General features: G+C 72.2%; 27 protein-coding genes. 14 read left to right on the forward strand and 13 right to left on the reverse strand.

The window, feature by feature from the left end:
* Positions 1–129: 129 nt before the first annotated feature.
* Both pfkB and C6361_RS21640 read right to left on the reverse strand, forming a co-directional pair.
* Positions 130–1,107 carry a 1-phosphofructokinase gene (gene pfkB, locus C6361_RS21635; RefSeq protein WP_107268812.1) on the reverse strand — a complete coding sequence of 326 codons (978 nt, stop codon included), beginning with the start codon at positions 1,105–1,107 and terminating at the stop codon, positions 130–132.
* 67 nt (positions 1,108–1,174) lie between these two features.
* On the reverse strand, positions 1,175–2,563 hold the full coding sequence (locus C6361_RS21640) for an L-fuculokinase (protein WP_199853038.1): 1,389 nt from the start codon (positions 2,561–2,563) through the stop codon (positions 1,175–1,177).
* A gap of 144 nt (positions 2,564–2,707) precedes the next feature.
* Here C6361_RS21640 and C6361_RS21645 point away from each other — a divergent pair, with 144 nt between their 5' ends.
* Positions 2,708–3,538 (forward strand): class II fructose-bisphosphate aldolase, encoded by an 831-nt coding sequence (locus tag C6361_RS21645; RefSeq protein ID WP_107268813.1) that lies wholly within the window; start codon positions 2,708–2,710, stop codon positions 3,536–3,538.
* Between the two features lie 143 nt (positions 3,539–3,681).
* Here C6361_RS21645 and C6361_RS21650 read toward each other — a convergent pair whose 3' ends face one another.
* The gene (locus C6361_RS21650; RefSeq protein WP_107268814.1) at positions 3,682–5,148 is read right to left on the reverse strand and encodes a beta-1,6-galactanase; all 1,467 of its coding nucleotides are present in this window, start codon (positions 5,146–5,148) and stop codon (positions 3,682–3,684) included.
* Positions 5,149–5,550: 402 nt separating this feature from the next.
* Between C6361_RS21650 and C6361_RS21655 the strand changes: the two genes are divergently transcribed.
* A complete protein-coding gene (locus tag C6361_RS21655; RefSeq protein WP_107268815.1) occupies positions 5,551–6,801 on the forward strand; it encodes a CdaR family transcriptional regulator in 1,251 nt (416 codons plus the stop codon).
* A gap of 167 nt (positions 6,802–6,968) precedes the next feature.
* Here the strand turns inward: C6361_RS21655 and C6361_RS21660 are convergent, their stop codons facing one another.
* The 3 genes from C6361_RS21660 to C6361_RS37675 form a co-directional block, all read right to left on the reverse strand.
* Positions 6,969–7,226: a DUF3040 domain-containing protein gene (locus C6361_RS21660; RefSeq protein WP_107258864.1), complete on the reverse strand. Its 258-nt coding sequence runs from the start codon at positions 7,224–7,226 to the stop codon at positions 6,969–6,971.
* 120 nt (positions 7,227–7,346) lie between these two features.
* The gene (locus tag C6361_RS21665; protein ID WP_107268816.1) at positions 7,347–7,823 is read right to left on the reverse strand and encodes an STAS domain-containing protein; all 477 of its coding nucleotides are present in this window, start codon (positions 7,821–7,823) and stop codon (positions 7,347–7,349) included.
* Between the two features lie 342 nt (positions 7,824–8,165).
* A complete protein-coding gene (locus C6361_RS37675) occupies positions 8,166–8,318 on the reverse strand; it encodes a hypothetical protein (protein ID WP_199853039.1) in 153 nt (50 codons plus the stop codon).
* Between the two features lie 67 nt (positions 8,319–8,385).
* Between C6361_RS37675 and C6361_RS21670 the strand changes: the two genes are divergently transcribed.
* Both C6361_RS21670 and C6361_RS21675 read left to right on the forward strand, forming a co-directional pair.
* The gene (locus tag C6361_RS21670) at positions 8,386–9,297 is read left to right on the forward strand and encodes an alpha/beta fold hydrolase (protein ID WP_234358934.1); all 912 of its coding nucleotides are present in this window, start codon (positions 8,386–8,388) and stop codon (positions 9,295–9,297) included.
* A gap of 74 nt (positions 9,298–9,371) precedes the next feature.
* Positions 9,372–10,082, forward strand: a complete 711-nt coding sequence (locus C6361_RS21675) for a DNA alkylation repair protein (protein WP_107268817.1) — start codon at positions 9,372–9,374, stop codon at positions 10,080–10,082.
* On the opposite strand, the gene C6361_RS21680 is transcribed toward C6361_RS21675, so the two are convergent.
* Positions 10,079–11,464, reverse strand: a complete 1,386-nt coding sequence (locus tag C6361_RS21680) for an APC family permease (protein WP_107268818.1) — start codon at positions 11,462–11,464, stop codon at positions 10,079–10,081. The genes C6361_RS21675 and C6361_RS21680 overlap by 4 nt on opposite strands.
* A 210-nt stretch (positions 11,465–11,674) precedes the next feature.
* Between C6361_RS21680 and C6361_RS21685 the strand changes: the two genes are divergently transcribed.
* Complete coding sequence (locus C6361_RS21685; protein WP_107258868.1) at positions 11,675–12,094, forward strand: universal stress protein; 420 nt, start codon at positions 11,675–11,677, stop codon at positions 12,092–12,094.
* Between the two features lie 94 nt (positions 12,095–12,188).
* Positions 12,189–12,968 (forward strand): protein phosphatase 2C domain-containing protein, encoded by a 780-nt coding sequence (locus C6361_RS21690; RefSeq protein ID WP_234358935.1) that lies wholly within the window; start codon positions 12,189–12,191, stop codon positions 12,966–12,968.
* A gap of 67 nt (positions 12,969–13,035) precedes the next feature.
* On the opposite strand, the gene C6361_RS21695 is transcribed toward C6361_RS21690, so the two are convergent.
* On the reverse strand, positions 13,036–13,584 hold the full coding sequence (locus tag C6361_RS21695) for a hypothetical protein (protein WP_107268820.1): 549 nt from the start codon (positions 13,582–13,584) through the stop codon (positions 13,036–13,038).
* A gap of 200 nt (positions 13,585–13,784) precedes the next feature.
* A complete protein-coding gene (locus C6361_RS21700; RefSeq protein ID WP_234358936.1) occupies positions 13,785–14,459 on the reverse strand; it encodes a TOPRIM nucleotidyl transferase/hydrolase domain-containing protein in 675 nt (224 codons plus the stop codon).
* A gap of 799 nt (positions 14,460–15,258) precedes the next feature.
* Here C6361_RS21700 and C6361_RS21705 point away from each other — a divergent pair.
* Together C6361_RS21705 and C6361_RS21710 are read left to right on the forward strand one after the other, a co-directional pair.
* Entirely contained in the window at positions 15,259–15,930 is a 672-nt protein-coding gene (locus C6361_RS21705; RefSeq protein WP_107268821.1) for a YeeE/YedE family protein, read from the forward strand.
* Positions 15,930–16,346 (forward strand): YeeE/YedE thiosulfate transporter family protein, encoded by a 417-nt coding sequence (locus C6361_RS21710; protein ID WP_107258872.1) that lies wholly within the window; start codon positions 15,930–15,932, stop codon positions 16,344–16,346. Before C6361_RS21705 ends, C6361_RS21710 begins: the two co-directional genes overlap by 1 nt.
* A gap of 24 nt (positions 16,347–16,370) precedes the next feature.
* Here C6361_RS21710 and C6361_RS21715 read toward each other — a convergent pair whose 3' ends face one another.
* Positions 16,371–16,823: an STAS domain-containing protein gene (locus C6361_RS21715; protein ID WP_159079415.1), complete on the reverse strand. Its 453-nt coding sequence runs from the start codon at positions 16,821–16,823 to the stop codon at positions 16,371–16,373.
* A 206-nt stretch (positions 16,824–17,029) separates the two neighbouring features.
* Between C6361_RS21715 and C6361_RS21720 the strand changes: the two genes are divergently transcribed.
* Positions 17,030–17,770 (forward strand): ATP-binding protein, encoded by a 741-nt coding sequence (locus C6361_RS21720; protein WP_107268823.1) that lies wholly within the window; start codon positions 17,030–17,032, stop codon positions 17,768–17,770.
* Between the two features lie 146 nt (positions 17,771–17,916).
* Here C6361_RS21720 and C6361_RS21725 read toward each other — a convergent pair whose 3' ends face one another.
* A complete protein-coding gene (locus C6361_RS21725; RefSeq protein WP_107268824.1) occupies positions 17,917–19,632 on the reverse strand; it encodes a cellulase family glycosylhydrolase in 1,716 nt (571 codons plus the stop codon).
* Between the two features lie 84 nt (positions 19,633–19,716).
* Positions 19,717–20,769, reverse strand: coding sequence for a lytic polysaccharide monooxygenase (locus tag C6361_RS21730; RefSeq protein WP_107268825.1), 1,053 nt, complete (start codon positions 20,767–20,769; stop codon positions 19,717–19,719).
* 466 nt (positions 20,770–21,235) lie between these two features.
* On the opposite strand from C6361_RS21730, the gene C6361_RS21735 reads away from it, so the two are divergent.
* From C6361_RS21735 to C6361_RS21755, 5 genes are all read left to right on the forward strand, one after another.
* Positions 21,236–22,369 carry a LacI family DNA-binding transcriptional regulator gene (locus C6361_RS21735; protein ID WP_234358937.1) on the forward strand — a complete coding sequence of 378 codons (1,134 nt, stop codon included), beginning with the start codon at positions 21,236–21,238 and terminating at the stop codon, positions 22,367–22,369.
* Positions 22,370–22,467: 98 nt separating this feature from the next.
* Positions 22,468–22,650, forward strand: a complete 183-nt coding sequence (locus C6361_RS21740) for a family 1 glycosylhydrolase (RefSeq protein WP_369931447.1) — start codon at positions 22,468–22,470, stop codon at positions 22,648–22,650.
* Between the two features lie 111 nt (positions 22,651–22,761).
* Complete coding sequence (locus C6361_RS21745; protein ID WP_107268826.1) at positions 22,762–23,595, forward strand: SDR family NAD(P)-dependent oxidoreductase; 834 nt, start codon at positions 22,762–22,764, stop codon at positions 23,593–23,595.
* Positions 23,596–23,645: 50 nt separating this feature from the next.
* Positions 23,646–24,080 carry a RidA family protein gene (locus C6361_RS21750; protein ID WP_199853040.1) on the forward strand — a complete coding sequence of 145 codons (435 nt, stop codon included), beginning with the start codon at positions 23,646–23,648 and terminating at the stop codon, positions 24,078–24,080.
* 52 nt (positions 24,081–24,132) lie between these two features.
* Positions 24,133–24,699, forward strand: coding sequence for a hemerythrin domain-containing protein (locus C6361_RS21755; protein ID WP_107258879.1), 567 nt, complete (start codon positions 24,133–24,135; stop codon positions 24,697–24,699).
* Between the two features lie 44 nt (positions 24,700–24,743).
* Here C6361_RS21755 and rox read toward each other — a convergent pair whose 3' ends face one another.
* On the reverse strand, positions 24,744–26,168 hold the full coding sequence (gene rox, locus C6361_RS21760; RefSeq protein WP_107268828.1) for a rifampin monooxygenase: 1,425 nt from the start codon (positions 26,166–26,168) through the stop codon (positions 24,744–24,746).
* Positions 26,169–26,374 lie beyond the last annotated feature (206 nt).

Raw genomic sequence — 26,374 nt, forward strand, 5'->3', positions numbered from 1 at the left:
TGGCGCACCCCTCGGGCTGCGCGGCGCCGAACGAGCCGAGGCGTTCGGCGCCGCGCCCGTCCGGCACCGGGTCGCGACGACCGCACCCGACCGCCTGCGCGGCGCGGCGCCCGGTGCGGCCGGCACCGGTCAGGTCGGCCGGGTGACGGGTTCGGCCCGGTGCGGGACGACGTCGGGGTCCCGTAGCGGCCGGCTCGGGTCGACGTCGGTGCTGACCAGTACCGTCTGATCCGGGTCGGCGGCGGAGAAGAGCGTTCCCTCGTGCTGGACGGCCGCCGCGCCCCAGGCAACCGCGGTACGCAGTGCGGCCGTCCCGGCCCCGTCGCCGTGCAGGAAACCGGCCAGGGCGGCGTCACCGGCGCCGACGGCGCTGACCACCCGGCTCACCCGCGCCTCGGCGTGCCGTACCCCGGTGGCGTCGACCAGCAGCGCGCCGTCCGCGCCGAGGCTGGCCAGCACCGTGTCGGCGCCGAGCCGGCGCACCTGGAGCGCCGCGTCGACCACGTCGCCGAAGGTCCGCAGCGGTCGGCCGACCAGGTCGGCGAGTTCGGCGGAGTTCGGCTTGACCAGGTCGGGTCGGCCGGCGAGGCTGGCCCGCAGCGGTTCGCCGGAGGTGTCGACCGCGACCCGGACACCTCGGGACCGGGCCGCCTCGGCCAGCCCGGCGTACAGGTTCGGCGGTACGCCGTCGGGCAGGCTGCCGCAGCAGGCCAGCCAGGTGACGCCGGTGAGGTTGTCCAGCACGGCACGTACCAGCGCGGTGGTCTCCCCGGCGTCGAGTGCCGGACCGGGCTCGTTCACCTTGGTGACGGTGCCGTCCGGCTCGACCAGACTGATGTTGCTGCGGATCTCGCCCCGCACCGGTACCTCCCGGACGGGCAGCCCGGCCAGCCGGAGCATCCGGGAGAGCTGGGCGCCGACCGAACCGCCCACCGGCAGGACGGCGGTGGCCGACCGGCCGTGACGTTGCAGGGCCAGCGCCACGTTCACGCCCTTGCCGCTGGGTTCGCTCCAACCACGACGGCTGCGGATCACCGCCCCCCGGGGTAGCGCGTCGACGAAGACGGTGCGGTCGACACTCGGGTTGGGGGTCAGGGTGAGGATCACGGGTACTCCACTCGCGACGTCCGAGGGATGTGCTGACTGCGCTCGCCCGCGTACGGCGGTCGGCCCTTCACCACCGGCCCGCCACGGCGGTGTCACCGGAGTCGGCTCCCGCCGTGCTGCCAACGGCGTCCGGAAACTCGTGCACGCCGCCGTAGACCCCGGCCGCGAGCCCGGCGAGCAGAGCGGCGCCGCGCGCCCCGGCCTCGACGACCGGGGACCGGCGTACCGGGCCGAGCCGGCGGGCCTTCACCGCCATCAGCGTCTCGCTGCGCGACCAGCCGCCGACGGCGACGATCTCGCGGTGGTCGCCGCTGTACCCGGTCATCGCGTCGTGGATGGCGCCGATCTCGTCGGTGACCGTCTCCAGCGCCGCCCGCCAGATCTGCGCCGGCTCGACGGGCTGCCCCGCCGGTACGACCACCGACCGCCCCTCGTCGGTGATCCGCACCTCGACCCGGCCCGGCTCGACCCGCGCGGCGAGGGTGTCGAGCCGGGTCAGGTCGGCCCGGTCCAGGCCGAGCCCGGCGAGTACCCGTTGCAGCACGAGTCCTCCGGTGGTGGCGCCGAGCAGGCACCAGCGACCGGCCAGGGCGTGCCATCCGACGGTGACCCCGGCGGTGACCAGCCCGGCGACGGTCTCCGGGGGCAGGCCCGGCGGGACCGACCGGACCAGTGCCTCCGCCGTACCGCAGGAGTCCAGTTCGTCGCCGGGGCGCACCGCTCCGGCGCCGATCGCGGCCACCTGGTGGTCGTGGCCGCAGACGGTGAGGGTGGCTCCGGTGAGCCGGTCGGGTCCGGTGCCCGCCTCGACGGTGCCGAGCGCCGTTCCGGCGGTCACCACCTCGGGCATCAGCGAGGCGTGCGCCCCGGACCACTCCAGCGCCTCGGGCCACCAGTCCCGGCGGTCGAGCCGCAGCCAGCCGGTCCGGGAGGCGAGGGACTGTTCGGTGGCCTCCGCCCCGCCGAGCCTGCGTACCACCCACTCGGCGATGTTGAGCCGGCGTACGGCGTTCCGGGTCTCCGGGTGGTGGGTGCGCAGCCAGCGGTGCTTGGTGAGCGCCCACTGGTGCCGCAGCGGCAGCCCGGTGGTGCGGGCGAACGTCTCCGACCCGATCCGGGCGTGCAGGTCGGTCAGCTCCGTCCCGTCCCGGGTGTCGTGCCAGGCGACGACGGGGCCGACCGGCTCGCCGGAGCGATCCAGCAGTACCCCGGATTCGCCCATGCTGGCGACGCCGAGGCCGGCGACCGGGCCGGGCGGGGCGGCGGCCAGCGCCCCGGCCAGGGCCTCGACGGCGGCGCCGAACAGGGCGGTCGCGTCGAGTTCGGCGCCGGTGCGGGTGGTTGTCCAGGGCGTGGGCACCGAGGCCTGGGACAGCGGCTCGCCCGCCTCGGTGAAGACCACGGCCTTGCTGGCCGTGGTGCCGACGTCGAGGCCGACGAGCAGGGGAGCTGCCACCTGGTCACCCTCTTGTGCTGCGGTGCCACCCGCTTGTGCGGTGCTGCGGATACTTGCTTTTCGTCGCGGCGCTGTCAAGAGTCGGCACGTCGACCGCCCGGACGACAACCTTCGGACCGGGAGACCCCGGGAAACGGAGCACCGATGCCCCTCACCGCCACCGGCCAACTGGTCGACGGCGCGCGTGCCGCCGACACCGCGATCGTCGCCTTCAACGTGATCACCCTGGAGCACGCCGAGGCGATCGTCGCCGGGGCCGAGCAGGCCGGCCGGGCGGTGATCCTCCAGATCAGCGAGAACGCGGTCCGCTTCCACCACGGCCGGCTGGCCCCGATCGCCGCCGCGGTCACCGCGCTGGCCGAACTCGCCGCCGTGCCGGTCGCGGTCCACCTCGACCACGTGCAGAGCCCGGAGCTGCTGCACGCCGTCGAGGGCACCGGGATCAGCTCCGCGATGTTCGACGCGTCGACGCTCGACTACGCCGACAACGTCAGCGCCACCGCGCAGGCGGTCGACTGGGCGCACGCCCGCGGACTGTGGCTGGAGGCGGAGCTGGGGGAGGTCGGCGGCAAGGACGGGGCACACGCCCCGGGGGTACGCACCGATCCGGTCGAGGCGGCCGAGTTCGTCGCCGCGACCGGGGTCGACGCGCTGGCGGTGGCGGTGGGCAGCTCGCACGCGATGACCGACCGGACCGCCGCGCTCGACTTCGCGCTCATCGGCCGGCTCCGGGAGACGCTGCCGGTGCCGCTGGTGCTGCACGGCTCCTCGGGCGTCCCCGACGACGACCTGGTCCGGGCCGTGCGGGCCGGGATCGTGAAGATCAACGTCGGCACCATTCTGAACGTCGCCTTCACCGGGGCCGTCCGGGCCGAGCTGGCCGCCGCGCCGGTCGTCGATCCACGGAGGTACCTGGCGCCGGCGCGGGACGCGGTCGCCCGGACCGTCGCCCACCTGGTCACCACGATCTCCTAGCGGCCACCCGTGGCATGCTCCGCCCGGCGGGTGCCGGAACCGTTTGCTGCCGTGCACGCCCGCCCGTACGTCGTGCCGGCCCACCGCCGCCGGAAGTCGGCGCCGCGGATGCTCCATTCGCCGCCGACGGGCGGCGGCACGGGTCAGGGGCTCACCCCGTCGATCTCCAGAGTCTGCACGGAGGCGGCGGGGAAGGCGAGGCTGACCGACTTGCCGCTGAGCCGGACGTCGGTGCGACGGGTGTAGCGGTCGGCACCGGCCGGGACGGTGGTCCACCGGGTCACGCCGCCGGTGACCGTGCCGAAGGCGGAGAGGTCGAACGTGAGGGTCTGTGCGGCGCCGGTGTTGACCGCGACGACGACCAGTCGTCGGGCGGCCGCGTCGTACGCCGCCACCGCGCTGCCGTTGCCGGTGTTCAGGATCCGCATACCGGGGCGGATGTGCCGGGTGAACTGCGCCAGGACGTGGTACTTCGGCTGGACCGCTCCGGGGGTATGCGTGGTCGGGTCGTACGCGATGGCTGCCCATCCCGCGCTCGGGTCCATCACCTGCCAGTAGACCCAGGCGGTGGGGTGCAACCAGGTCCAGTCGAGGCAGAGGTTCTTGGCCATGGTGATGCCGGTGCCGTCGCTGTCGCCGGTCTCCGAGTTCCAGAGCACCTTGCCGGCCGCCCTGACGTCGTTGTAGAGCAGGTCCCGCCGGCCGCCGCTGCCCTGGTAGCCGTGCACGTTCACCTGGCGGACCACCGCCCTGGTGGCGGCGTCGAAGCTGTTCCAGGTGGTCCGGGCGAGGTCGTAGCTGGTCTCGTCGGAGGCCGAGATCGCGACGCCGGTGAGGCCCTGGTCGTCGAGGGCCGTCCGCAGGTGGGCCAGGACCGTCCGCTGAATGCTCGCGTCGATGTGGCACCCCTCCTGGGTGCCCGTCGCGGTCCACCAGCTCGACGACGGCTCGTTGAAGGGGTCGACCGTCCGGAAGGTCACCCCCCAGCTGTCCCGCGCACGGCGGGCGGTGACCGCCAGATGGTAGGCGTGCTGCGCGTAGTTCCAGGACTGGAGGTTGTTGCCGCCGCCCGCCGCGCCCGACGGGTTGTGGTTGAGGCACATCCACCACATGGGGGAGTTGGCGAAGAGTTCGCTGACCGCGCCCCGCTGGGTCGCCTTCGTCAGGGCGGCTCGCTGGTTGGCGTCGGCGTTCCAGTTCCAGGCCGAGGAGGCCGGGTCGGTGTTGCGCCAGTCCTGCCAGAAGCCCTCGATCTGCTTGAACGAGGGGATGTTGGGCGAGGCCACCATGCTCGCGTCGTCGACCGAGTTCCAACTGCACGCGCCCAGGTTGTAGCGGGCGATGGTGAGCCCGAGGCCGGGCAGCGTGACCCCGTTGTACGCCACCGACCTGGTGGTGAAGAAGATGTCGGCGAAGTCGTCCCGGTTGCCGAAGACGTTGGCCCACCAGGCGAGCGAGGTGCCCCAGCCCTCCCAGGCGCCGAAGTCGGCGCCGGGTGTGACGCTGATGGTGGCATCCGCCCGGGCGGTGCCCGCGCCGAGCAGGCCGCCCGTCGCGGCGGCGCCCGCCGCCGCGCCGGCCCCGCCGAGCACGGCTCTCCGTGTGACCATGACGCTCTCCCATCGATTCGCGGTCGGGCGTCGCAGGTGGGATGGGGACTCCGACTCGTGCCTTCGGTGCTAGCGAGCTTCGGTGCTGGCAAGCCAGCCTGCCATAGAGCAGGTTCGATGTCGAGAGGTTATGTGAAGGGTTATCCGAAGTCTGTTCGAAAGGATCACCGTGTTGTCGGATCCTCCTGGTGACCGTCCGAGGGTCGCTTCGGGGCCCGCCGTCGGGGAGCCGCACCCGGCACAGCGGCTCGGGCCGGGACGGTGTCGGGCGTAACCTGCCGACGCCCGGCAAAGTATGGTCGAACAGTCAGCTCATGAGCGCGACCGAAGGTGTTCCGTCCGGGTAGGCGGTCGCCCCGTTACGGGCGTCGACGCTTCGATGCCGGTGGAGGTGAGTCGGGCGTGACCGAACGCAGCAGGCAACGCCCTGGCAGACCTGCGGCGCCGTCCGCGTCGTCGGCCCGGGACGAGTGGCTGGTCGACGTGGCCAATGCCGCCGCCAGCGACGCCGGTGGCGTCCCGGTCGCCCTGCTCGGCGACTATCTCTCGCTGCTGGCCGACGCCGCGGTCAGTGGACGCCGCCCCAGACGTGCCGAGCTCGACGCGGTGGGCCGGCTCGGTCGGCAAGCCGCCGAGCAGGGGATCTCGGCCGGCCGGGTGGTGCAGTTGTACCTGTCGGCGGCGCGACGGCTCTGGACCGACCTGCCGATGGTCGTCCGGTCCCGGGACCGTGAGGCGGTACGGGCCGCTGCCGCGGCCGTACTCCAGGTCATCGACGAAGCGGTGGCGACGCTCGCCGAGGGCTACGCGGTGGCGCGGCGCGACCTGGTCCGGCGCGAGGAGACGCTGCGCCGGGAGCTGATCGACGACCTGCTGCGCGGCGACTCCGACCTCGGTGCCCTTGTCGAGCGCTCCGAGCCGTTCGGGCTCGACCTGGCGCGGGCGCACCAGGTGGCGCTCGCCGCGCCGAGCCGGCGCCTGCCCGACACCGAGGCCGCGATCAGCACCCTGGAAGCGGTGATCTTCGACCGGCTCGGCGACCGGGACGTCCTGGTGGCCACCAAGGACGGGCTGCTGGTCGTGCTCGCCCCGGCCGAGGCGGCCTCGGCCGGCCGGGCGGCCCCCGTCGACGATCCGCGCAACGATCTCGGGCGACTGATGCACGGCGAGCTGAACCGCCTTCGGCACGGCCGTCCCTGGCGGATCGCCGTCGGCCGGCCGCACCCCGGGCTCTACGGGATCGCCCGCTCGTACGAGGAGGCACGCGAGGCGTTGACCATGGCCGAGCGACTACACGTCACCAACCCGGTCGTCAACGCCCATGACCTCCTGGTGTACCGGGTGCTGCTCCGCGACCAGCCTGCCATCGTCGACCTCGTCTCCGCCGTCCTCAGCCCGCTGACCCTGGCCCGGGGTGGTGCCCAGCCGCTGCTGGACACCATGGACGCCTACTTCGGCACCGGCGCGGTGGCCACGGAGACGGCGAAACGGCTACACGTCTCGGTACGGACCGTGACCTACCGGCTGGAGCGGATCAAGAGGTTGATCGGCTACGACCCGACCGACCCGCAGCACCGGTTCACCCTGCACGCCGCGGTACTGGGCGCCCGGGCGCTCAACTGGCCGGCCAGCCCGCTGCCCACCGCCGGCTGAGCGTTCCGCGACGGATTCGCGCGAGCCGCGCCGCCGCCGTCGCGTCGACCTCCTGGAGCAGTGCGATCGCCACCCGGTGCTTGTCGGCACCACCGGCGGTCTGGTCGGTCCAGGGTCCCGCCTTTCTCGCGACGTCCCAGCCCAGCGCCGACGCGCCGTCAGGTGCATCATCGACGCCGGTACAGGCTCCAGAGTCGCACCGTGACGATCGCCGAGACGACGGCGCCGATCGCGCTCAGGATGTACAGGCCGGCGCCCGCCGCCGTCACCGCGACCAGGAACGCGATGATCGCGGTCAGTTCACGCCATCCATCCGTCTGCCGGCTCCGTGGCTCGGCGGTGAACCGGTAGACGAACTCCGGGTCGTCGAGCCGGAGCCCGGCCTCGATCGCGGCGAGGCGCCGCTGTTCCGCTTCGGAGAGCATGATTTCTCCTCACATCGATACGGCCCTGTCGGGACGGGACCCGGCGCGGGCACAGGAACCGTCGCCACCTCGGGTGCGGCGGGGCGCCCGGCGGATCCACGACGCCGACGGGGAGAGGGGTCATCGCCGCAGCCCCGGTACCTGCCGGGCCGTTCCTCGGCGGTGTGCCGCGGCGTGGGCGGTCTCGGCGCGCGACAACCGGGTGGACCCGACGAGACCGTGCGGCGTGGTGGTGATCGCCAATCGCGGTGGCTGACTCGGGGGACCGGTGCGCGGCGTCGGATCCGGGCTGTGGGCGAGGACCGGGAGCACGCCGGTGACCTCCAGGATCCGCCGTACCGGCCGCTGCGGGTTGGTCACCAGGTACCGCAGTCGCAGCCGGACGGCGGTGTTGTGGCCGGCGACCAGCGCGCCGATCCCCGTACAGTCGAGAAACGTCACGCCGTCGAGGTCGACCGTGACCCCGGCCGCGTGCGGCGTGCCGAGCGCGTCCTGGATCGCGGCGCGCAGCAGACCACTGGTACCGAGATCCACCTCGCCGGCCACCCCCAGGGTGACCGTCGTGTCGTGGCTGGTGCGGCTCAGTGCGAAACGCATCGTGGCCTCCGTGCCTGCGGTGGGTAGGGCTTCTGTCGGGTGCGGCGGGGGATCGGCGAGGGCTCCGGGGTCGCCGCCCGGTCGCCGAGGCGTCGACGGCGATGGCGGTGGCGGTCGCGAAAGGCCGGCCGGTACTGTCGCCTGTGCTCGGTGCCCTGGTGGCCGGCATCGGCCGCCCGCGTTCGGCTGCTCATCACGGCCCCCTCACGGATCCGGCGCAACCGCCGAGACTTAGCGTCTCTCCGCTGCGGCGCGGACGGCACGGGATGCCACCGGCCAACAACCGCAGTCGGTCATTGCCGACCAACAGCAACCATTTCGGCGTCACCGACGCCCGGGTGGTCACGAGACGACGTCGATCGACCGCGTCCCGTCCTCGATGGACAGCGCCACGGCACCCTCGATGGACAGCGCCACGGCACCCTCGGCGGCCGGTGACTCGTCCGGCGGCCCGCCGAACCCGTCCGCCGTCACCGCAGCGCGGGACCCGGGCACCGACCCTGCTATCGTCGTTTGCGAACAGCGTTCTCGAACGTATCCGGGGTGCGTCAGGGAGGTCGACGTGATCAGGACGCCGCGCAGCGCGCGCAACGGCGACGTGGTCCTCGCGGTCGACGAACTCGGCGGCGCCGGTGGTGAGCCGCTGCTGCTCGTCATGGGGCTCGGCGTCTCCCGGTACTGGTGGCCCGACGGACTGGTCGACGGACTGGTCGAGGCCGGGTTCCACGTGGCCGCCTTCGACGGCCGCGACGCCGGAGGCTCGACCCGCTTCGACGACGTCCCCGCCGACAACCCCCTCGCCGCGCTGCTGCGACGCCGGCCCCCCGCCTACACCGGCGAGGACATGGCCGACGACACCGTCGCCGTGCTCGACGCCCTCGGCTGGTCGAGCGCCCACCTCTTCGGCATCTCCCAGGGCGGTCTGGTGGCGCAGCGCACCGCGCTCCGGCATCCGCGGCGGGTACGCACGCTGACCTCCTACGCCGCCGTACCCAGCGACGCCCGAGGGGTGGCCGTGCTCAGGTATGTCCGGCTGCCCTTCCTGGCCCGCCTGACCCGCTTCCGCTTCCCCGCCGGCCGCGAGGGCGACGTGGCGGCGGGTCTGGCCCTGGCGCGGGCGATCGCCTCCCCGGGGTACGCCTTCGACGAACCGGAGGCCCGGACCCGGGTGGAGCGCGAACTCGACGCCGGGCTGCCCAGCGGGGTTCGCGACACCCGCGCCCAGGCACGGCAGACCGGCGCGTCCTGGCACGGCCCCCGACTGCGGGAGCTACGGGTACCCACCCTCGTGCTGCACGGCGAGCGGGACCCGCTGCTGCGCCCGTCCGCGGGTCGGCGCATCGCGGCGAAGGTGCCGGGCGCACGGTACGTGGAGCTGCCGGGCACCGGTCACGACCTGCCGCGCGCCGTGTGGCCGACGGTGGTACGGGAGATCCGCGCCCTGACGGAGACCGCCGTACGCCCGACAGGCTGATCCCGCATCCCCGGCCCGGCCCGGCGCCGAGGGCATCGGGGGAGGCGCCGGCGGTCGCGGTAGGTTGCACAATCATGGCCTCGACCGAGGATGTCCGGCACGACCTCGCCCGGCTCGCCGACCCGCTCCGGGCGGAGGGCGTCAGCCGCTTCCTCCAGATGGTCCCCGGCGGTTACGGCGAGGGCGACCGGGCCATCGGTGTCTCCGTCCCGGACCAGCGCCGGGTGGCCGGCAGGTACTGGCGCGATCTCTCCCTGGCCGAGACGGCGGAGCTGCTGGCGAGCGGCGTGCACGAGGAGCGACTGACCTCGCTCTTCGTCCTGGTCCGCAAGTTCGCCAAGGGGGACGAGGAGGAACGGGGCCGGATCTTCGACATCGTCCTGGCCAACACCGGCCGGATCAACAACTGGGACCTGGTGGACTCGTCCGCGCCGTACATCGTCGGCCCCTGGCTGATCGACAAGGACCGCAGCGTACTGGATCGGCTGGCCGGGTCGAGCCTGGTCTGGGACCGGCGGATCGCCGTCATGGCGACCTTCGCCTTCATCCGGGCCGGCGACTTCCGCTGGACGTTCCGGCTCGGTGAGCGGCTGCTGCACGACCCGCACGACCTCGTGCACAAGGCGGTGGGCTGGATGCTGCGCGAGGTGGGCAACCGGGACCGGGCGGCGGCGGAGGAGTTCCTGGCCCGACACTATCGGGTGATGCCCCGGGTGATGCTGCGGTACGCGATCGAGAAGTTCGAACCGCAGCGGCGTCGGGAGTACCTCTCCGGCCTGGTCTAGGCATCCGAGGTGGCGCGTCGGCGCAGCAGGAACCGGTTGGTCAGGTAGGTGACCGCCCACAGGACGACCCCGATGACGAGCAGTATCCCGGCCACCCGGTAGTCGTCGGCCGCCCGCCCGGAGAGCGGACTGGCCAGGTACGCGCAGGTGATCGCACCGGCCACCGGAATGAGGGTGGGCGCCCGGAAGTGCCGGTGCTCCACCGGGTCGCGCCGGAGCACCAGTACGGCGATGTTGACCACGGTGAAGACGGTGAGCAGCAGCAGCGACGTCGTACCGCCCAGCGCGGTCAGGTCGGCGAACCAGATCAGCCCGAAGGCGACCAGGGTGGTGAAGACGATGCCCACCCAGGGCGTACGCCTGGTGCGGTGGATCAGGCCGAGGACGCGCGGCAGTACCCCCTCGTGGGCCATGCCGTAGAGCAACCGGCTGGCCATCAGCATGTTGATCAGGGCGGAGTTCGCCACCGCGAACATCGTGATGAAGGCGAAGACGGTGAGCGGGAAGGCCGGCGCCCCGGCCGCGACGACCTTGAGCAGCGGGGCGTCGCCCTCGCTGAGATCCTCGGGGGAGACCAGGGCGACCGACGAGATCGACACCAGTACGTAGATCAGCCCGGTCACGCAGAGCCCGATCAGCATGATCTTCGGGAAGATCCGGACCGGGTCCTTGGTCTCCTCGGCCATGTTCACCGAGTCCTCGAATCCGACCATGGCGAAGAACGCCAGCGCGGTGGCCGCGGTGACCGAGAAGAACGCGTGCTCGCCCGGCGGCGACTCGAACTCCAGCAGCCGGGACATGTCGCCGTCGCCGCCGCCGAGCGCCCAGGCGCCGATGAAGATGACGATGAGCAGACCGGTCAGCTCGACGCAGGTCAGTACCACGTTCAGCTTGACGCTCTCGGCGACGCCCCGGAAGTTGACCAGGGCGATGAGCGTCATGAAGGCGACCGCGACCGCGGTGAGCCCGAGCCCCTCGCCGATCGACAGGTCGAAGGCCTCCGCGAAGTTGCCGGCGAAGGCCTTGGACGCGCTGGACGCGGAGGTGAGGCCCGAGCACATCACCGCGAAGGTGACGATGAAGGTGAGGAAGTGGATTCCGAACGCCTTGTGCGTGTAGAGCGCGGCACCCGCCGCCCTCGGGTACTTCGTCACCAGCTCCAGGTAGCTGAAGGCGGTCAGCATCGCCACCAGGAACGCCACCAGGAAGGGGAGCCACACCGCCCCGCCCACCTCGGCGGCGACCTTGCCGGTGAGCGCGTAGACGCCGGTGCCGAGAATGTCCCCGACCACGAAGAGCAGCAACAGGCCGGGGCCGATCACCCGCTTGAGGGTCGGCTCGTCACGCTCGATGCTGTCGCCGGGTGCCGGTGCGTCCGCCACAGCCCCTCCCCTCCATCTCCGCCTCCGAGGTGTGACTCGGCGCGAAGCGTGCTAAACCTCATCGATGTGCAGAGCCACACGGTATTCGATCCACCGCCCGGGCGCGCTCCGAGAGTGCCCTTGTTCCGGATACCCGACCCGGCCCAGCATTGACCCGGACGTCATGAGCGGGCGGAACCCCCGAAGCCGAGCCCGTGATCGGAGGACGACATGCACATCGTGCTAGCTGCCAACCCCGAGGCCGACCAGCCGTGGGTCGCGGACGCGGTCGCGGATCTCGTCCGGCAGAGCGGCGGGTCGGTCGCGGTGCTCGCCGTCGACGAGGTGGAACTCGAACGACTGGCCCCGGCGCCGCGCAGCGTCTTCACCGAGCGGGCGCAACAGGCCGCTTCGGCGGCGGTCCGGCGGTTGGCCGAGGCCGGGATCGAGGCGAGCGTGACGGTACGCTCCGGCCGTCCTCTGCAACAGATCCTGGAATTCGCCGACGAGCAGCGGGCCGACCTGATCGTGGTGGGGTCCAGCACCCGCCCGGCGGTGGCCGAACGCCTGCTCGGCAGCCTGCCGCTGGCACTGATCGGAAAGTCGCCCCGGCCGGTGCTGGTGGTCACCCATCCGCATCATTCCCGCTGACCGGGCGCCGTCGTCCGGGTGACCGCGCCCGGCCCACTGCTACGGTCGAGGCCCTGGGCGGCGGGAAGGACGGCGACGCGACATGCGGGTGGCGATGACGAGCGTCGCGGCGCCGGGCCACCCGAACGAGGACTTCACCGGCGCCGTACCCGACGCGGCCGTGCTGATCGACGGCGCCGGCATCCCCGGCGCGGAGTCGGTCTGCCGGCACGGCGTTGTCTGGTACGCCCACCGGCTGGGCGGCGCCCTGCTCAGCCGCCTGTCAGACGGGCGGGAGCAGAGCCTTGCGGCGCTGCTGGCCGACGCCATCGAGCAGGTGACGGATAGTCATCGGGGCAGCTGTGACGTCGCCGACCCGATAAGTCCGTCGGCGACCGTCGCCCTGCTGCGCTGCCGCGACGGTCTCGTCGAGCACCTGGTCCTCGGTGATTCGGTCGTCGTGCTCGACAGGGTGGCCGGTGCACCCCTGGTCTCCGCCGACCGCCGTGAGGTGATCATCAGCGGGGCGTACCAGTCCATTCTGGAGGGCATCACTCCGGGCAGCGACGAGTACCACCGGGTCCTCGCGGAACTGCGTGCCAACCGCAACCAGCCGGGCGGGTTCTGGCTCGCCAAGGACGACCCGCGCGCCGCGTACGAGGCGGTCACCGGAGGCCTGCCCGTAACCGAGCTGACCGGTGCCGTCCTGCTCAGCAACGGGGCCAGCCGCATCGTGGACCGGTTCGGGCTCACCGACTGGCCGGGACTGGTCGCCCTGCTGGGATCGAGCGGGGCCGCCGGAGTCATCCAGCGGGTCCGGCAGGCGGAGGCGCGCCACGAGGTGCCGGCGGACGATGCGACCATCACGTACTGTACCGAGCTCGACCGCTGCTGACCGTTGCCGACGAGCCCGCCGCTCTGTGCTTCGTCGCGGGTCTCCGGGGCGTCGTGACGCGTGGGAGTCAGTCGCCGCTCCAGCCGAAGAAGTAGATGCTCTCCGGGCGGTCACCGTCGTACCCGACCACGTACGCGCCATGCCACCGCTCGAATCCGCTCAGCCCCTCCCCGAGCGCGCGTTCGACGGCGGCGACGTCCGGGCGGCGGGTGCCGAACCACCTGTCGAGTTCGTCGTCGGGCAGCGGTGCCACCCGGCCGCCCTCGGGCCGGTCCGCCACCCCGGTCATGTCGATCACCGAGTGGGTGCCGGAGAACGGCTGCGACGCGAGGAGCGTGTCCGGATCGACGACGTCGATCTGCGCCGCATGCCATTCCTCGCGAGCCAGCCCGTCGTCCGGGTCGCCCGCGTCCTCGCCGAACGCGGCGAGGAATCCCTCCCGCATCTCGGCGACCGAGGCGGCGGCGTACTCCTGCTCGCTCATCTGCCGGGCGCGCAGGTTCGGCTCGGCGCGATAGCAGTCGCCCTCCTGGTACGCCTCCTCGCGGGCCTGCTGAAGCGCCGCCGCGATGTCCGCCTGGTATGGAACCTTGCGGCTCCACGACGATGCCCCCACGCTTCCCCCGATCTTGGTCGGGCGAGTGTATCGGCCCAGCCGGTCGCCGCTTCCGGGCGGCAGCCCCGACCCCCTCCCTCCCCAGCAGGACGGGATGCGCGGCGCGCAGCCGGCACGGCAACCGGCCGGTGCGGGTGGCGCGGCGGCGGGTCAACGCACCCTGCGCGGCGACAGGTCAGTGCATCCGGCGCGGCGACGGATCAGGGCACCCGAACGGCGGTGAGCAACGCGTCGAGCGGCCGTGGCAGGGCGTCCCGGCCGGCCGCCGCCTCGACGAGCAACCGGGCGTACCGCAGCTTTCGACGTGAGCCGCTGCCGAAGAAGCGTCGCAGCTGCGCCCCGGGTTCCCGGCCCCGCCAGGCGGGCTGGCTCTGCAACGAGCGGAACGACCCGAGGTCGCCCTGCGAGTCGAGCAGGGTTTCGACGCCTTCGGTGCCCAGGGCGCGGATCAACTCGTCCTCCAGGTCGTCCACGCAGACGAAGAACCCGAGATCCTCCAGTTCGGCGCGGGTACCGGGTGCGCCGACGTCGGCGGCGGCGAGCCCGCGCCGGAATACCTCCGCCTCGGCCAGGTCGCAGAGGCCGGCAAGTCGGGCCCGGATCCGCAGCGCCCGGAAGCTGGTCAGGGTACGGCCGATCGCGTGTGCACCGCCGATCGGCACGACCACCACCCGCTCCGCCCCGAGATCCCGGCCACGGCACACCGCGGCGGTCTCCACGGCGATCTGGTCGCTGATGCCCTCGACGAGTACCACGACCAGGGCGCTGCCGACCTTCGTCAGGGCGTGCGCCGTTGCCGAGGTGGGCGCGGTGGGGCCACTCAGATAGCCATCGAGCGCCCGGCGGGCAAGCTCGCGGCGCTGGGCGACATCCATGTCGTTCCCCGGTCCAGGTGGCTGTGCGGCGAGGTCACCCGACGTCGCGTCGGCCCCACCCCGGTCGTCGGTGCACCGGGGAGCCGCCGGCCCGTCGGGTGGTGGGCATGGGCGCCATCATCGTCCCGCCGTACGACGGCCGACAAGCGATTAACAGCGACCGGGTACGGCGGTCCGAAGCGGGTCGGAGAGGTCGGCACCGACGGGCGTACGGGGCCACCCCCTAATGCCACCCCCCACGATCCTCCATCGAATGTGATCACACTGTGGATGGTCTATGCTTGCCCGCGATCAGCAGACAGGGACCGCGCTCGACCGCCAGGTCCGCCGGGTGGCGCAGCGGGTGAGACTGGAGTGATATGGGCTGCCCACACAGTGAACGATGCCCGCTGTTTCCACTCCTCAACGCCAGTTTACGAAGCTGGCGGGACTACTACTGTGACACCGCGGACGGTTGGCAGGAGTGTGCCAGATACCGGCTGTCACTGACCGGCGCGGTCGTGCCGATCATATTGCTGCCGAACGGAGTCAACGCCCAGCACCTGAAGTCGGCCGCTGCGGGAGTCGACCGGGCCGGACCGGCCCAGCCGGCCCGGCCACACTGGTCCGGTCCTGATCCCCGACGCCCGGTGGAGCGGCCGACGGCCTTCTTCGAGCAGGCCGCGACGCGACCCCAACCGCCGACGCACCCGCTGTTTCCACACGTCGCACAGAGTCCACGGAACACCCCAGCGGGGCCGCCGCAACCCCGGCGCCGCCGTTGGTGGACCCGCCTTCTCGATTGGATCTCAGGCCCCGCATGAGCAACTACTGGCCCTGGTGGGCAGGCGCCGTCGGCCTTGCCGTCGTCACCATCAACTACACCGTCAGCACCGATCGGTCCTTCGGGGTCTCCTCGGCCTGGGAACGCGTCCTGCACTGGCGGGAGGAGCGCCGGGCCGAGCGGATGGAGGCCCAGTTCGCCGACGAGCGTGCGCTCACCGAGGCGCTCGCGGCAGCCACCGCCGCGCACTTCGGGACCCGGGCCGGGGCGCCCACGCCGCCGTACGCCGGGGGCGTCGAGCCGGAGACGGCCGCCCGGGGGGTCGAACCGACCACGGGTACGCCGAGCGCGACCGCGCCCGACGCGACCACCAGCCCGCGCCCGGCGCCGCTGGTCAGCCAGGCGGCCCTGCTCCTGTCGATCTTCGTCGGTGGCTGGGTGGCGGCGGTGACGGCGGGACGGTTCGAGTTCCGCCTCGACATGGGCGACGGCTTCCGCGAGATCGTCACCGGCTCTCCGCCGCAGATGATCGGGGTCCTCTTCGTCGGCGGCGTACTCGTCGGCTTCGGTACCCGTCTCGCCGGAGGCTGTTCCTCGGGTCACGGACTCAACGGCTGCGGACGGCTGCATCCGGACAGCATCGTCGCGACGGCCGTCTTCTTCGGTACCGCCGTCCTGGTCTCGTTCCTGCTCTGGAAGGTGGTGTGATGCGTACCCGGGGCGGACTTCTGATCGCCAACATCATCGCCGGGCTCGCCCTCGGTTTCACCGTCACCAACATCGGGTTCGGTGACTACGCCGAACTGAACCGCATGTTCACGTTCCAGGACCTGCGCATGCTCTTCGCCTTCGGTGGCGGTGTCGCGCTGATCGTCGCGGTCTTCGCCCTGCTCCGGGTCCGCCGCACACCGGGACGCATCCACCCGGGCGTGATACCCGGCGCGCTGCTCTTCGGCGGCGGCTGGGCGCTCTCCGGCGGATGCCCGGCGATCCCGATCATCCAGGTCGCCAGCGGATACCTGCCGGCCCTGGTCACCATCGTGGGCATCGTGGTCGGTACCCGGCTCTGTCGCTGGGTCAACGCCAGATACCTGCACCTCGACGTCGGATCCTGCGGTCGGTGACCACCGCGACCGACTCTGGCGGTTTCAGGTGTCGGTGGCCGGCGGGAGGCCGAACAGTTCGGCGACCCGGGTGACCTCGAAGATCAGCCGTACGAACGGACTGGGTGAGACGACCAGCAGCGTGCCGCCGAGCGCGTTGGTCCAGGCCCGGCATTCGAGCAGCGCCCTGATCCCGGCCGCGTCGCAGAAGGTCAACCGGGAGAGGTCGACGGTGAGGCTGGCGAGTTCTCGGTCGAGCAGTTGTCCGAAGACACGGCGCAGCGTCTCCACCGTGTCCATGTCCAGATATCCGTCCAGCCGGAGCGTCACGTCGCCGTCGGGACGAGGGTCGACGGCGACGTCGAGCGTCTGCTCCTCGCGGGTACCCGGGTCAGCGGAGAGCGGGTCCAGCCGAGGAACCGCTTCCGGGGTACCGGTCGGGGGTTGCCCCGTCGTCGAGCTGGCGGCCGGGTCGACGAAGGGTCGCTCGGTCGCCATCACGCCTCCCCGAGGATCGCGGCGATCGGTTCGGACGGCTCGGGGTCGGCACGACGAGTCCAATCTGCCCGGACCTGCCGGGGCGTTACCCTGCGGACAGGTAGCCAAACGTCGATGTCGCGGTGGCCGTGTCGGATCCGCGACCGGCGCACGGTTCCGCAACCCGGACAGGAGTGGACGGGCCCGCATCGGGGAATGATGCCGGGATGGCTCCAGTGATCCGGTGTGACGTCGAGGTAGCGGGCAGTTACCTGCTGGCTCGGCTCACGGGTGACCTCGCCCTGGTGACCACCGCGACGGTGCGGGCCGGCCTGTTGCAGTGTCTCGCCGAGCAGCCGGACGGGCTGCTGGTCGACCTCTCCGAGATGCTGGTCCGGGAAGCGACGGCGCTGTCGGTGTTCGGGACGGTGGCGCGGCAGGCGGCCCTGTGGCCCGGAACTCCGGTACTCCTCTGCGCCCCCGACCCGGGGACCGCGAGGTTGCTGGCCGGCGGCGCCTTCGGCCGGCTGGCGGTGTTCGGCTCCACCAGGGAGGCGGTGGCGGCCGAGCCGGGCCGGCGACTGCCCTCGGCCGGCGAACTGCTGCTGCCGCTCGCGGGTTCGGCGAGCCGGGCCCGCGACGTCGTGACGGAGGCCCTCACCCGATGGGAGCTGCCCAATCTGGTCGCCCCGGTCAGCATCGTGGCCACCGAGCTGGTGGCGAATGCGGTGCTGCACGCGCGGACGATGATGGACCTGCGGATCTCCCGGTGTCCTTCCCAGGTGATGCTCTCGGTCTGTGACGGCAGCACCGTCGGGCCCCGGCTCTGCCGCCCGTCGCCCGAGTCGGCGGCTGGTCGCGGGCTGATGCTCGTCGACGCGACGGCCCGGCGGTGGGGAAGCCTGCCCACCGACGGCGGCAAGGTGGTGTGGGCGGTCTTCCACACCGACGCCCGGTCGCCGTACTGAGCGGGCGCCCGTCGGGCCCACCTGTCCACCATGACGCGTGCTCGGGGCTACCCGGGATCGGGCGGCTCCGGGGCGCCGCCGGATCTGACCCGCCCTCGGCCGTCGACGGGGCCGCGGGCGTACCGATGCCGCGGCCCCGTCGACGTTCAGCTGGTGCTGCCGGTCAACGAGTCGCCGGATCTGGTCAGGTGGTACGTGATCCGGGTGCCGCTCCAGAAGTGGAACGTGAGGGTCACGGTGCCGTCGTCGACCTCGGCGAAGAACGCGGGTTTCAGGATGATGGTGTCGGCGTCGTAGTCCGGCTGGAAGTGCTGCCAGAACTCCTTGAACGAGGTCCAGTTCGCCGGTCCGGCGGGGGTTCCGTCGGCGTACCTGGCCTCCATGGTGGCGAGCTGGTCGCCGCGGAACCGGGTGGGGATGGCGAACGAGGCGGTGGTGCCGGTGGTGGCCGCCTGGGTCGGCGGGTCGGAGCTGATGATGCTGATCTGCCACGGCACGCCCTGGGAGAACCGGGCCTCGATGGTGGCGTTGACGCCGTAGGCGCGGTCGCCGGCCAGCCGGGTGAGGGCGGCCGGGGTGAGGGTGAGCGTGGTGCCGGAGACGGTGTAGTCGCTGCCCCGGGCGAGGCTGCGCCCGCCCTGCCACAGGCCCTGGAACGACGTGCCGTTGGGGTTCAGCGTGAGCGTCCTGCCGGTGATGGTGCCGCTGCGGGGCACGTACACCTGGTCGGAGGAGGCGGTGCCGGAGCGGGTGGTCCAGCCTGCCCTCATCATGGCGAAGACGCCCGGGTCACGCCAGCGCAGCTCGGTACGCTCCAGGAACTGGCCCGCGTCCCAGACCATGGTGGTGAGGTTGCGGATCCGGGCGTGGTAACCGACCGCCTCCAGGAACTTGAGGAACTCGCCCCGTTCGATGACGCCCGGCCGGTTGTGGTCCCAGTTGAGCAGGGCCCACTCGCCGATGATGACCGGGATGCCTCGGGCCACGAACGAGTCGCGGACCCGGTCGAACGTACCGGTCAGGTCCTGTTCGACGTTGGCGTCGTAGCGGGTACCGCCGGCGATGTTGACGCTGAACGGCCACCAGCCGTAGAAGTGGACGGTGGCGGCGAGGTGGGGGTCGCGGAGCTGGTCGAACGTGGCGTTCAACGCATCGAGCCGCCCCTGGTCGGCGTTGGTGAACAGGGTCGGCAGCACCAGCAGCCGGGTCGTGTTGTTACCGCCGGACCGGCGGACGATCCGCACGAACTCGGTGTTGAGTTCGTGCAGCAGGGCGTAGCTCTGCTCGTCGGTACTGTCGGCGAACTGCGGTTCGTTGATGCTCTCGAAGACGAGCCGGGGTGAGTGGTCGCGGAACGCGGCGCTGATCTGGGTCCAGAGCGCGTCGTACCGGGCGAGCACGCCGGCGCGGTCACCGGGGTAGGTGTTGATCCACTGCCAGGAGTCGTGGTGCAGGTTGATCATTACGTACAGGCCCTCGGCCAGTGACCAGTCGACGATCTGGCGGACCCGGTTCAGCCAGGCGGCGTCGATGGCGTATTCCGGTGCGGGGCCGTGATGGTTGCTCCAGGTGATCGGGAGCCGGATGCTGCGGTAACCCTGCGACCGCACGTGGCGCAGCAGGGTCCGGGTGGTGAGCGGGTTGCCCCAGGCGGTCTCGTCCGGGATGGCGTCCAACGTGTTTCCCAGGTTCCAGCCCGGCTGCATGGCGGCCACCGTCGCCATCGGGTTGCCCGGCGGGGGAGGGGTCGCCGCCGCCGGGGCGCCGACCGCCACCATCAGTCCGGCGACCAGCAGGGCGGCGGCGCCACCGGCGACCAGGCCGACTCGCAGCCGCGCCCGTCGTCTGTTCAGCAGATTCATCGGTACTCTTCCTTGCCGTAGTTTCGTCCTCGTCCGGGCGCGCCGGGTCGCCCCACCGCTGCGGGGCGGGCCCGACGCGGTGGGTCAACGGGTGGCCACGCAGCCGAGGCTGGGGGCCCGGTTCGCGCCGAGCCAGGCGCCGAGCACCCCGAAGGTGGTGCTGGCCCCGGCGGCGAGGTTGCCGTTCTGGGTGGTGTTGCCGGCGGTGACCGTCGAGCCGTTCGAGCTGACCGAGGCGTTCCACGACTGGCCGACCGTCTGCCCGTCCGGGAAGACCATGCTCACCGTCCAGCCCCGGATCGCGGCGCTGCCGGCGGTCACCTTCACCTCGGCCTGGAAGCCACCGTTCCACTGGCTCGTGACGGCGTACGTGGCCGTGCAGCCGTCGTTCCCCGGCGGCGGGGAGGGCGGCGGGGTGGTCGGGTCCGGCGTACCGCCGGGGAAGCGTACGTCCGAGCACATGTAGTAGTTCTGGTCGGCGTGCCCGGCCCGCCAGACCGCGTACACGATGTGCCGGCCGGTCCGCCCGGGTGCGCTGACCTGGAAGGAGTAGTCGACGCCGTTGAGCAGCGGGTCGTCCGGTCTGGTCGGCCATCCCGTGTCGGGGAACGGGCCGGTGTCCCTGACCAGTTCCAGGTCGCTCCAGCGCAGGCGTTGGGTGACGGGGTCGAAGCCCTGTCTGGTGACGTAGATGCGGATGTAGGCGGCGCCGTGCCGGGCCTGGTCGTGCATGGTCCAGGTGAACGTGTTGGGCACGACCTGGGCGCGCCACAGGCCGGGGTTGTCCAGCGCGGAGTACGTGGCGTCCCCGCCGCCGCAGAGCTGACCGTCCGGTACGCGTGCCCGGTGGTCGTTGTGCACGTTGTCCTGGATGAGGCCGTTCCAGGTCCACATCGCGGCCGGGTTCGCCTGGTACGCCTGCCAGCACATCGGGTCCTGGGTGCGCATGACGGGATTCAGCCAGTCCACCCAGCGGGTGGCGCAGCCGTAGTGGCGCGACGCCGGGTCGACGGCCGAGCCGTGCGCCTCGGCGGGTTGCGGGTCGACCAGGAAGACGGTGAGCATGAGCAGGGCCGTCGCGGCGACGGCGAGCGGGCGCGGCACCGACGGCCGGCGTGCCCGGGCGGACGAGGACATGGAGCCTCCAGCGCTCGTAGCGGGTGGATGATGCGCGGCGTTGCCGCGACGACCGATCGGGTCACCCGGCCTGCCCACGCGCGAGCGACGGATCGGAGTGCTCCGCGGAGGCTGCCCGATGCCTCCGCGAGACGCTGCCTGCTCCCACAGCGACGGAAACCTGCGGTACTCAACGCCGAAAGTTTCTGCCCGAAGACGCTACGCCTTTCTATGATAGGCGTCAATGTATGTGATAGAGCGCGGCCCGAGCCTGGCGCTTGCCGAGGTTGTCGCCGAGATCGGTAAGCGTCACTACGCTCCGCTTCGGAAACTATCGGGACCGCATCCAGAAAGTTTCTAGGCTCGGTGCTCGGCCCCGGGGCGCCGGGCGGGCTTGGCGGGGCATCGATCGGCACGCCGGTCCGGCTCCACATCGGACCGCTGCGCGGCCACGCCCGGACACGGCCGAACCGGCTATCCTTGCGCCGTGAACGGCGCCCGTGGCCGGCCGTACGGTCGGCGTGGCGGTGCCGCCAGCACGGGACGGGCGACGGAGGGGGCCACCTTGTCGAGCGCCGAGTCGGGCGGACCGGTCACCGACCGGGAGTACCCGCGGGGCGACCCGACCACGCCGGTGACGATCTCCTACATCGCCGAGTCGGCCGGCGTCTCGATCCCGACCGTGTCCAAGGTGATCAACGGTCGTTCCGGTGTCGCCGCGAACACCCGGGCCCGGGTCGAGGCCGTGATCCACCAGTACGGCTACCGCAAGCCGGCGCCGGTCAGCCGCAGCAACATGATGGAGCTGGTCTTCGACGAGCTGGAGCACCTGTGGGGGCTCGAAATCATCCGTGGGGTCGAGCGGGTGGCCCGCCGGCAGCGGGTGGGTGTGGTGCTCACGGAGTTCGGGCCGCAGCGCAACGCGATCCGGTACTGGATCGACGACACCCTCGCCCGCCGTCCGGCCTGCATCGTGACGGTCGCCCAACTGTCGCAGGAGCAACGCGACCAGCTCCGCGCCAGAGGCATCCCCTTCGTGGTCTTCGACCCCACCGCCGAGCTCCCCGACGACGTGCCGTTCGTCGGGGCCACGAACTGGGCCGGGGGCCGGTCGGCCACCCGCCACCTCGTCGAGCTGGGGCACCGGCGCATCGCGATGATCGGTGGACCGGACCAGATCCTCTGCTGCCGGGCCAGGCTGGACGGCTACCGCTCGGCGATGGAGGGGGCCGGGCTGGCGGTGGAGAGCGAGCTTCTCGTGCGTACCGCGCTGACCCAGCAGGGCGGCTACCAGGCCGCCGCCGACCTGCTGGCCCGCCCCCAGCGGCCCACGGCGATCTTCGCCTGCAACGACCTTCAGGCGCTCGGCGTCTACCAGGCCGCGCGCGCGGCCGGGCTCCGCATCCCCGCGGACCTGAGCGTGGTGGGCTTCGACGACCTGCCGGTCACCGCGCTGGTCGACCCGGCGCTGACCACCGTCCACCAGCCACTGATCGAGATGGCCATGGCCGCCACCGAACTGGCGCTCGCGCTCGGACGTGGCGAGAAGGCGCCGCAGGCCGGGCTCGAACTGGCGACGACGCTCACCGTCCGGCAGAGCACCGCACCACCGCCGTGCTGACGGCTGAGCGGCCCGGATAGCGTTACCCACGATCGTCGGCGGACCGTGCCGAGCCCGTCCCGGGCGGGGCGTCGGACGAGGCTGACGACCTCGGCGAGCTGATGCCGTACGTCTGCACCGTCGACGAGCCGCAGAGGGTGGCCCTGCACGGCTACCTGGAGGGGTACCACCCGCCCGGGATCACCGACCCGACCCTGTGGCAGCGGGTCGGTCGTACCCTGCTGGCCGCACACCACGCCGCGGTCCGCGCGGCCACCGGACGCCTGGCGGCGCCGGGCTAGGCAGTCCCGCCCGCGCGGGTCCGGAGGAATCTCGGTTCGGCGAGGTCACGAAGCGGTACGGTCGGCTTCGCGCATCGGCGCCAGCCGGTGCTGATCGGAGAATGATCGGCGATGACCGGCCAGACGTCCGGCACGGTGCTGCTCACCGGTGGGACCAGCGGGATCGGCGCGGCGGCGGCGCACCGCCTCGCCGGGTCGGCCCGGCGCCTGTTGCTGCACGGGCCGGAGCCGGAGTCGGCGGTACGGCCGTTGATCGAGCGGATCCGCTCGGCCGGCCGGGCCGAGGTCGACTACCTGCGGGCCGACTTCGACCGACTCGACGACGTCGTCGCGCTCGCCGGAGAGGTGGCGAACGCCACCGACCGGGTCGACGTGCTCGTCAACAACGCCGGCCGGCCGGGTGCGGATCGCCGCCGGTGCAGCGCGGACGGCTACGAGGCGACGTTGCAGACCAACTATCTGGCGGCCGTCCTGCTCACCGAACGGCTGGTGCCGCTGATGCCCGCCACCGGCCGGGTGGTGCACGTGTCGTCCGCGACCCACCTCTCCGCCCGCCTCGATCTCGACGACCTACAGTTCCAGCACGGCTACCAGCCCGCTGCGGCGTACGCGCGCTCCAAGCTCGCCCTGGTCGCCCACGCCGTACGCCAGGCCGGGCACTACCGGCCGGCGATCGTCAGCGTCCACCCGGGGGTCGTCGACACCCGCCTGCTGCACGCGATGTTCGCGGTCCGGGGCGAGAGCACGTCGTACGGGGCCGGGAACCTGATCCACGCCGCCTGCGACCCGGATGTGCCGAGCGGGGCGTACCTGGACGAGCGGCGGGTCGCCGAACCGGCCGGCCAGGTCCGCCTGGCGAGCTTCCGGGACGAGCTCCACCGGCGCACCATGGCGCTGCTCGCCCCCTGGCTCGACGGCTCCGCGATCCCGCCGGAGCCCCGGTAGGCGCTGACTCCGTCCGGCGCCGGCCCGAGCCTCTGCGATGCTCTTGTGCCGTGACTTCCTTTCGCCGCCTGGTGACATCAGGATCCCCGCTGGAACCGGAGATCGGCTTCTCCCGTGCCGTACGGATCGGGCCGTACGTCTGCGTGGCCGGCACCGCGCCGCTCACCGACGACGGCGCCACGGCCGCTCCGGGGGACGTCTACGCACAGTCCGTCCGTTGCCTCGACATCGCCGAGCAGGCGCTGCGCGCGGCCGGAGCGACGCTGGCGGACGTGATCAGGACCAGGGTGATGCTGGTCGACATCGCCCGTTGGCGAGAGGCGGCGCGCGCCCACGGCGAGCGCTTCTCCGGGGTACGCCCGGCGTGCACCTTCGTGCAGGTGTCGGGATTCATCGACCCGGAGTGGCTGGTGGAATTCGAGGTCGACGCGGTACTCGGCACCGAGCCGGGCTCGCCGGCACCGGGCGGGAACCCGGAGGAGTAGCCGGCCGTTTCCGGGGTACGGGTGGGGACACGGCCAGACAGACGGAGGAATCATGAGCAGTGACAAGTCCGGCGGCGACGTGATCGACATCCTGATCAGCGATCATCGGGACGTCACCGCTCTGATCGGGGAGATCTGGTCGGTCAAGGACCCGATGATCCGGCGTGATCTGACGGACACCGCCATCAGCGAGTTGGTCCGGCACGCCGTCGCCGAGGAGATGTACGTCTACCCGGCCATGCGCAAGTACCTCGCCGACGGTGACAAGGCCGTCGCACACGACGTGGAGGAGCACAAGCAGCTCGAGCGGGCCATGAAGGCACTGGAATCGGCCGACGTCTCCAGCGCCGAGTTCGACACCGCGCTGCGCGAACTGGAGACGTTGCTCGCCGACCACGTGCAGGACGAGGAATCCGAGCAGTTTCCCGAGCTGCGCCGTCGCATCCCGCCGGACGAGCTGGCGGCGTTGGGCGGCAAGGTGCAGACCGCGAAGAAGCTGGCTCCGACCCGGCCGCATCCCGGGGCGCCCAACAGCGAGTTGTTCCACAAGCTCGTCGGCCCGGGTGTCGGACTGGTCGACCGGCTCCGGGACAAGCTGACCGAGCGGGCCACCCGCTGAGCGTGCCGCCGCCGGTCCAGGTTGGACCGGCGGCGACACGGTGACTACCCGGCGGCGCCGAACCAGCGGGGCAGCGCCCGGTCCAGCTCCTGCTGATCCTCGCCGGCCCACGCCACGTGGCCGTCCGGGCGCAGCAGCACGGCGGGTACGTCCAGCTCCTCGCTGACGTCGACGACGTGGTCGACCCGGTCCGCCCAGCCCGCCACCGAGAGCCGGCCGGTCTGGTCGAGCAGCAGGCCACGGCCGCCGTGCATCAGCTCGTAGAGGCGCCGGTGCTTCAGCCGTACGTCCCGGATCCGCCGGCCGAGCAGCTCGTGCCCCGCGCCGAAGTCGTAGCGGACCGCGATCGCGGTGACCTTCTCGATCAGGTACCGGTTCACCTCCTCGAAGTCCATCAGCTCCGACAGCAACCCGCGTACCGCCTGCGGGCCCGGCTCGGTGCGGAGCAGCTGCATCTGGGCGCGGGTGTTCTGTAGGACGTCGGCCGCCACCGGGTGCCGCTCGGTGTGGTAGCTCTCCAGCAGCCCCTCCGGTGCCCAGCCGTGCACCTCGGCGGCGAGTTTCCAGCCGAGGTTGAAGGCGTCCTGGATGCCGAGGTTGAGCCCCTGCCCGCCCAACGGCGGGTGGATGTGCGCCGCGTCGCCGGCCAGCAGCACCCGGCCCACCCGGTAGCGCTCGGCCAGCCGGGTGGCGTCGCCGAAGCGGGAGAGCCAGCGCGGTGAGTGCACGCCGAAGTCGGTTCCGGCGGTGGCTCGCAGCTGTCGCCGGAAGTCGTCGAGGGTCGGCGGGATCGACCGGTCCTCGGCCACCGCCGCGGCGGGCACGACGACCCGGTACACCCCGTTCTCCAGCGGTCCGGCGCCGAACCGCAACTCGGTCCTGCGGACCTCGGCCACCACGGCGGCCACCGTCTCCGGCGGCGCGGTCACCTCCATCTCGCCGAGCAGCGTGTCGACCCGGGAAGGTTCGCCGGGGAAGCCGACGCCGAGCAGCTTGCGTACGGTGCTGCGGCCGCCGTCGCAGCCGACGAGGTACCGCGCGCGCAGCCGGCTGCCGTCGGCCAGCTCGGCGGTCACCCCGTCCGCGTCCTGGCTCAGCCCGACCAGTTCGCAGCCGCGCCGGATCTCGGCGCCGACCTCGGCGGCATGCTCGGCCAGCAGGCGATCGGTGATGGTCTGTGGGATACCGAGGACGTAGGGATGCGTGGTCTCCAGCCGCTCCGGCGAGGGCTTGGCGATCCCGGCGAAGAAGCCGCCGAGCGGGTGCTGCCGGCCGTGCGCGAGGAACCGGTCCAGCAGTCCGCGCTGGCCCAGCACCTCGATGCTGCGCACGTGCAGGCCGAGCGCCCGGACGTACCCGGCCGGTTCCGCCTCCTTCTCCAGCACGAGCGTCCGCACGCCGGGTAGCCGCAACTCGCTGGCCAGCATCATGCCGGTCGGACCACCGCCGGCAACGATCACGTCAATCATGAACCCCCCATTGTTCTTCGGTCGGTCCGCGCGGTCGGCGAAACGGTTCGGCGTCCGCGCGCCGTCGACAGAAGACATCTCCAGGCCGATTCCGCTGATTCTTCGCAGGATCGGGTTTCGGCTGAAGATTCTGCGGTACGACCCGGGTCTTGCCGCAAGGCCCCCGGTGCGGTATATGTTAGGAGTGGCAGGGAGTTGGGCTCCCT

The organism is Plantactinospora sp. BC1 (assembly GCF_003030345.1).
Classification (GTDB): domain Bacteria; phylum Actinomycetota; class Actinomycetes; order Mycobacteriales; family Micromonosporaceae; genus Plantactinospora.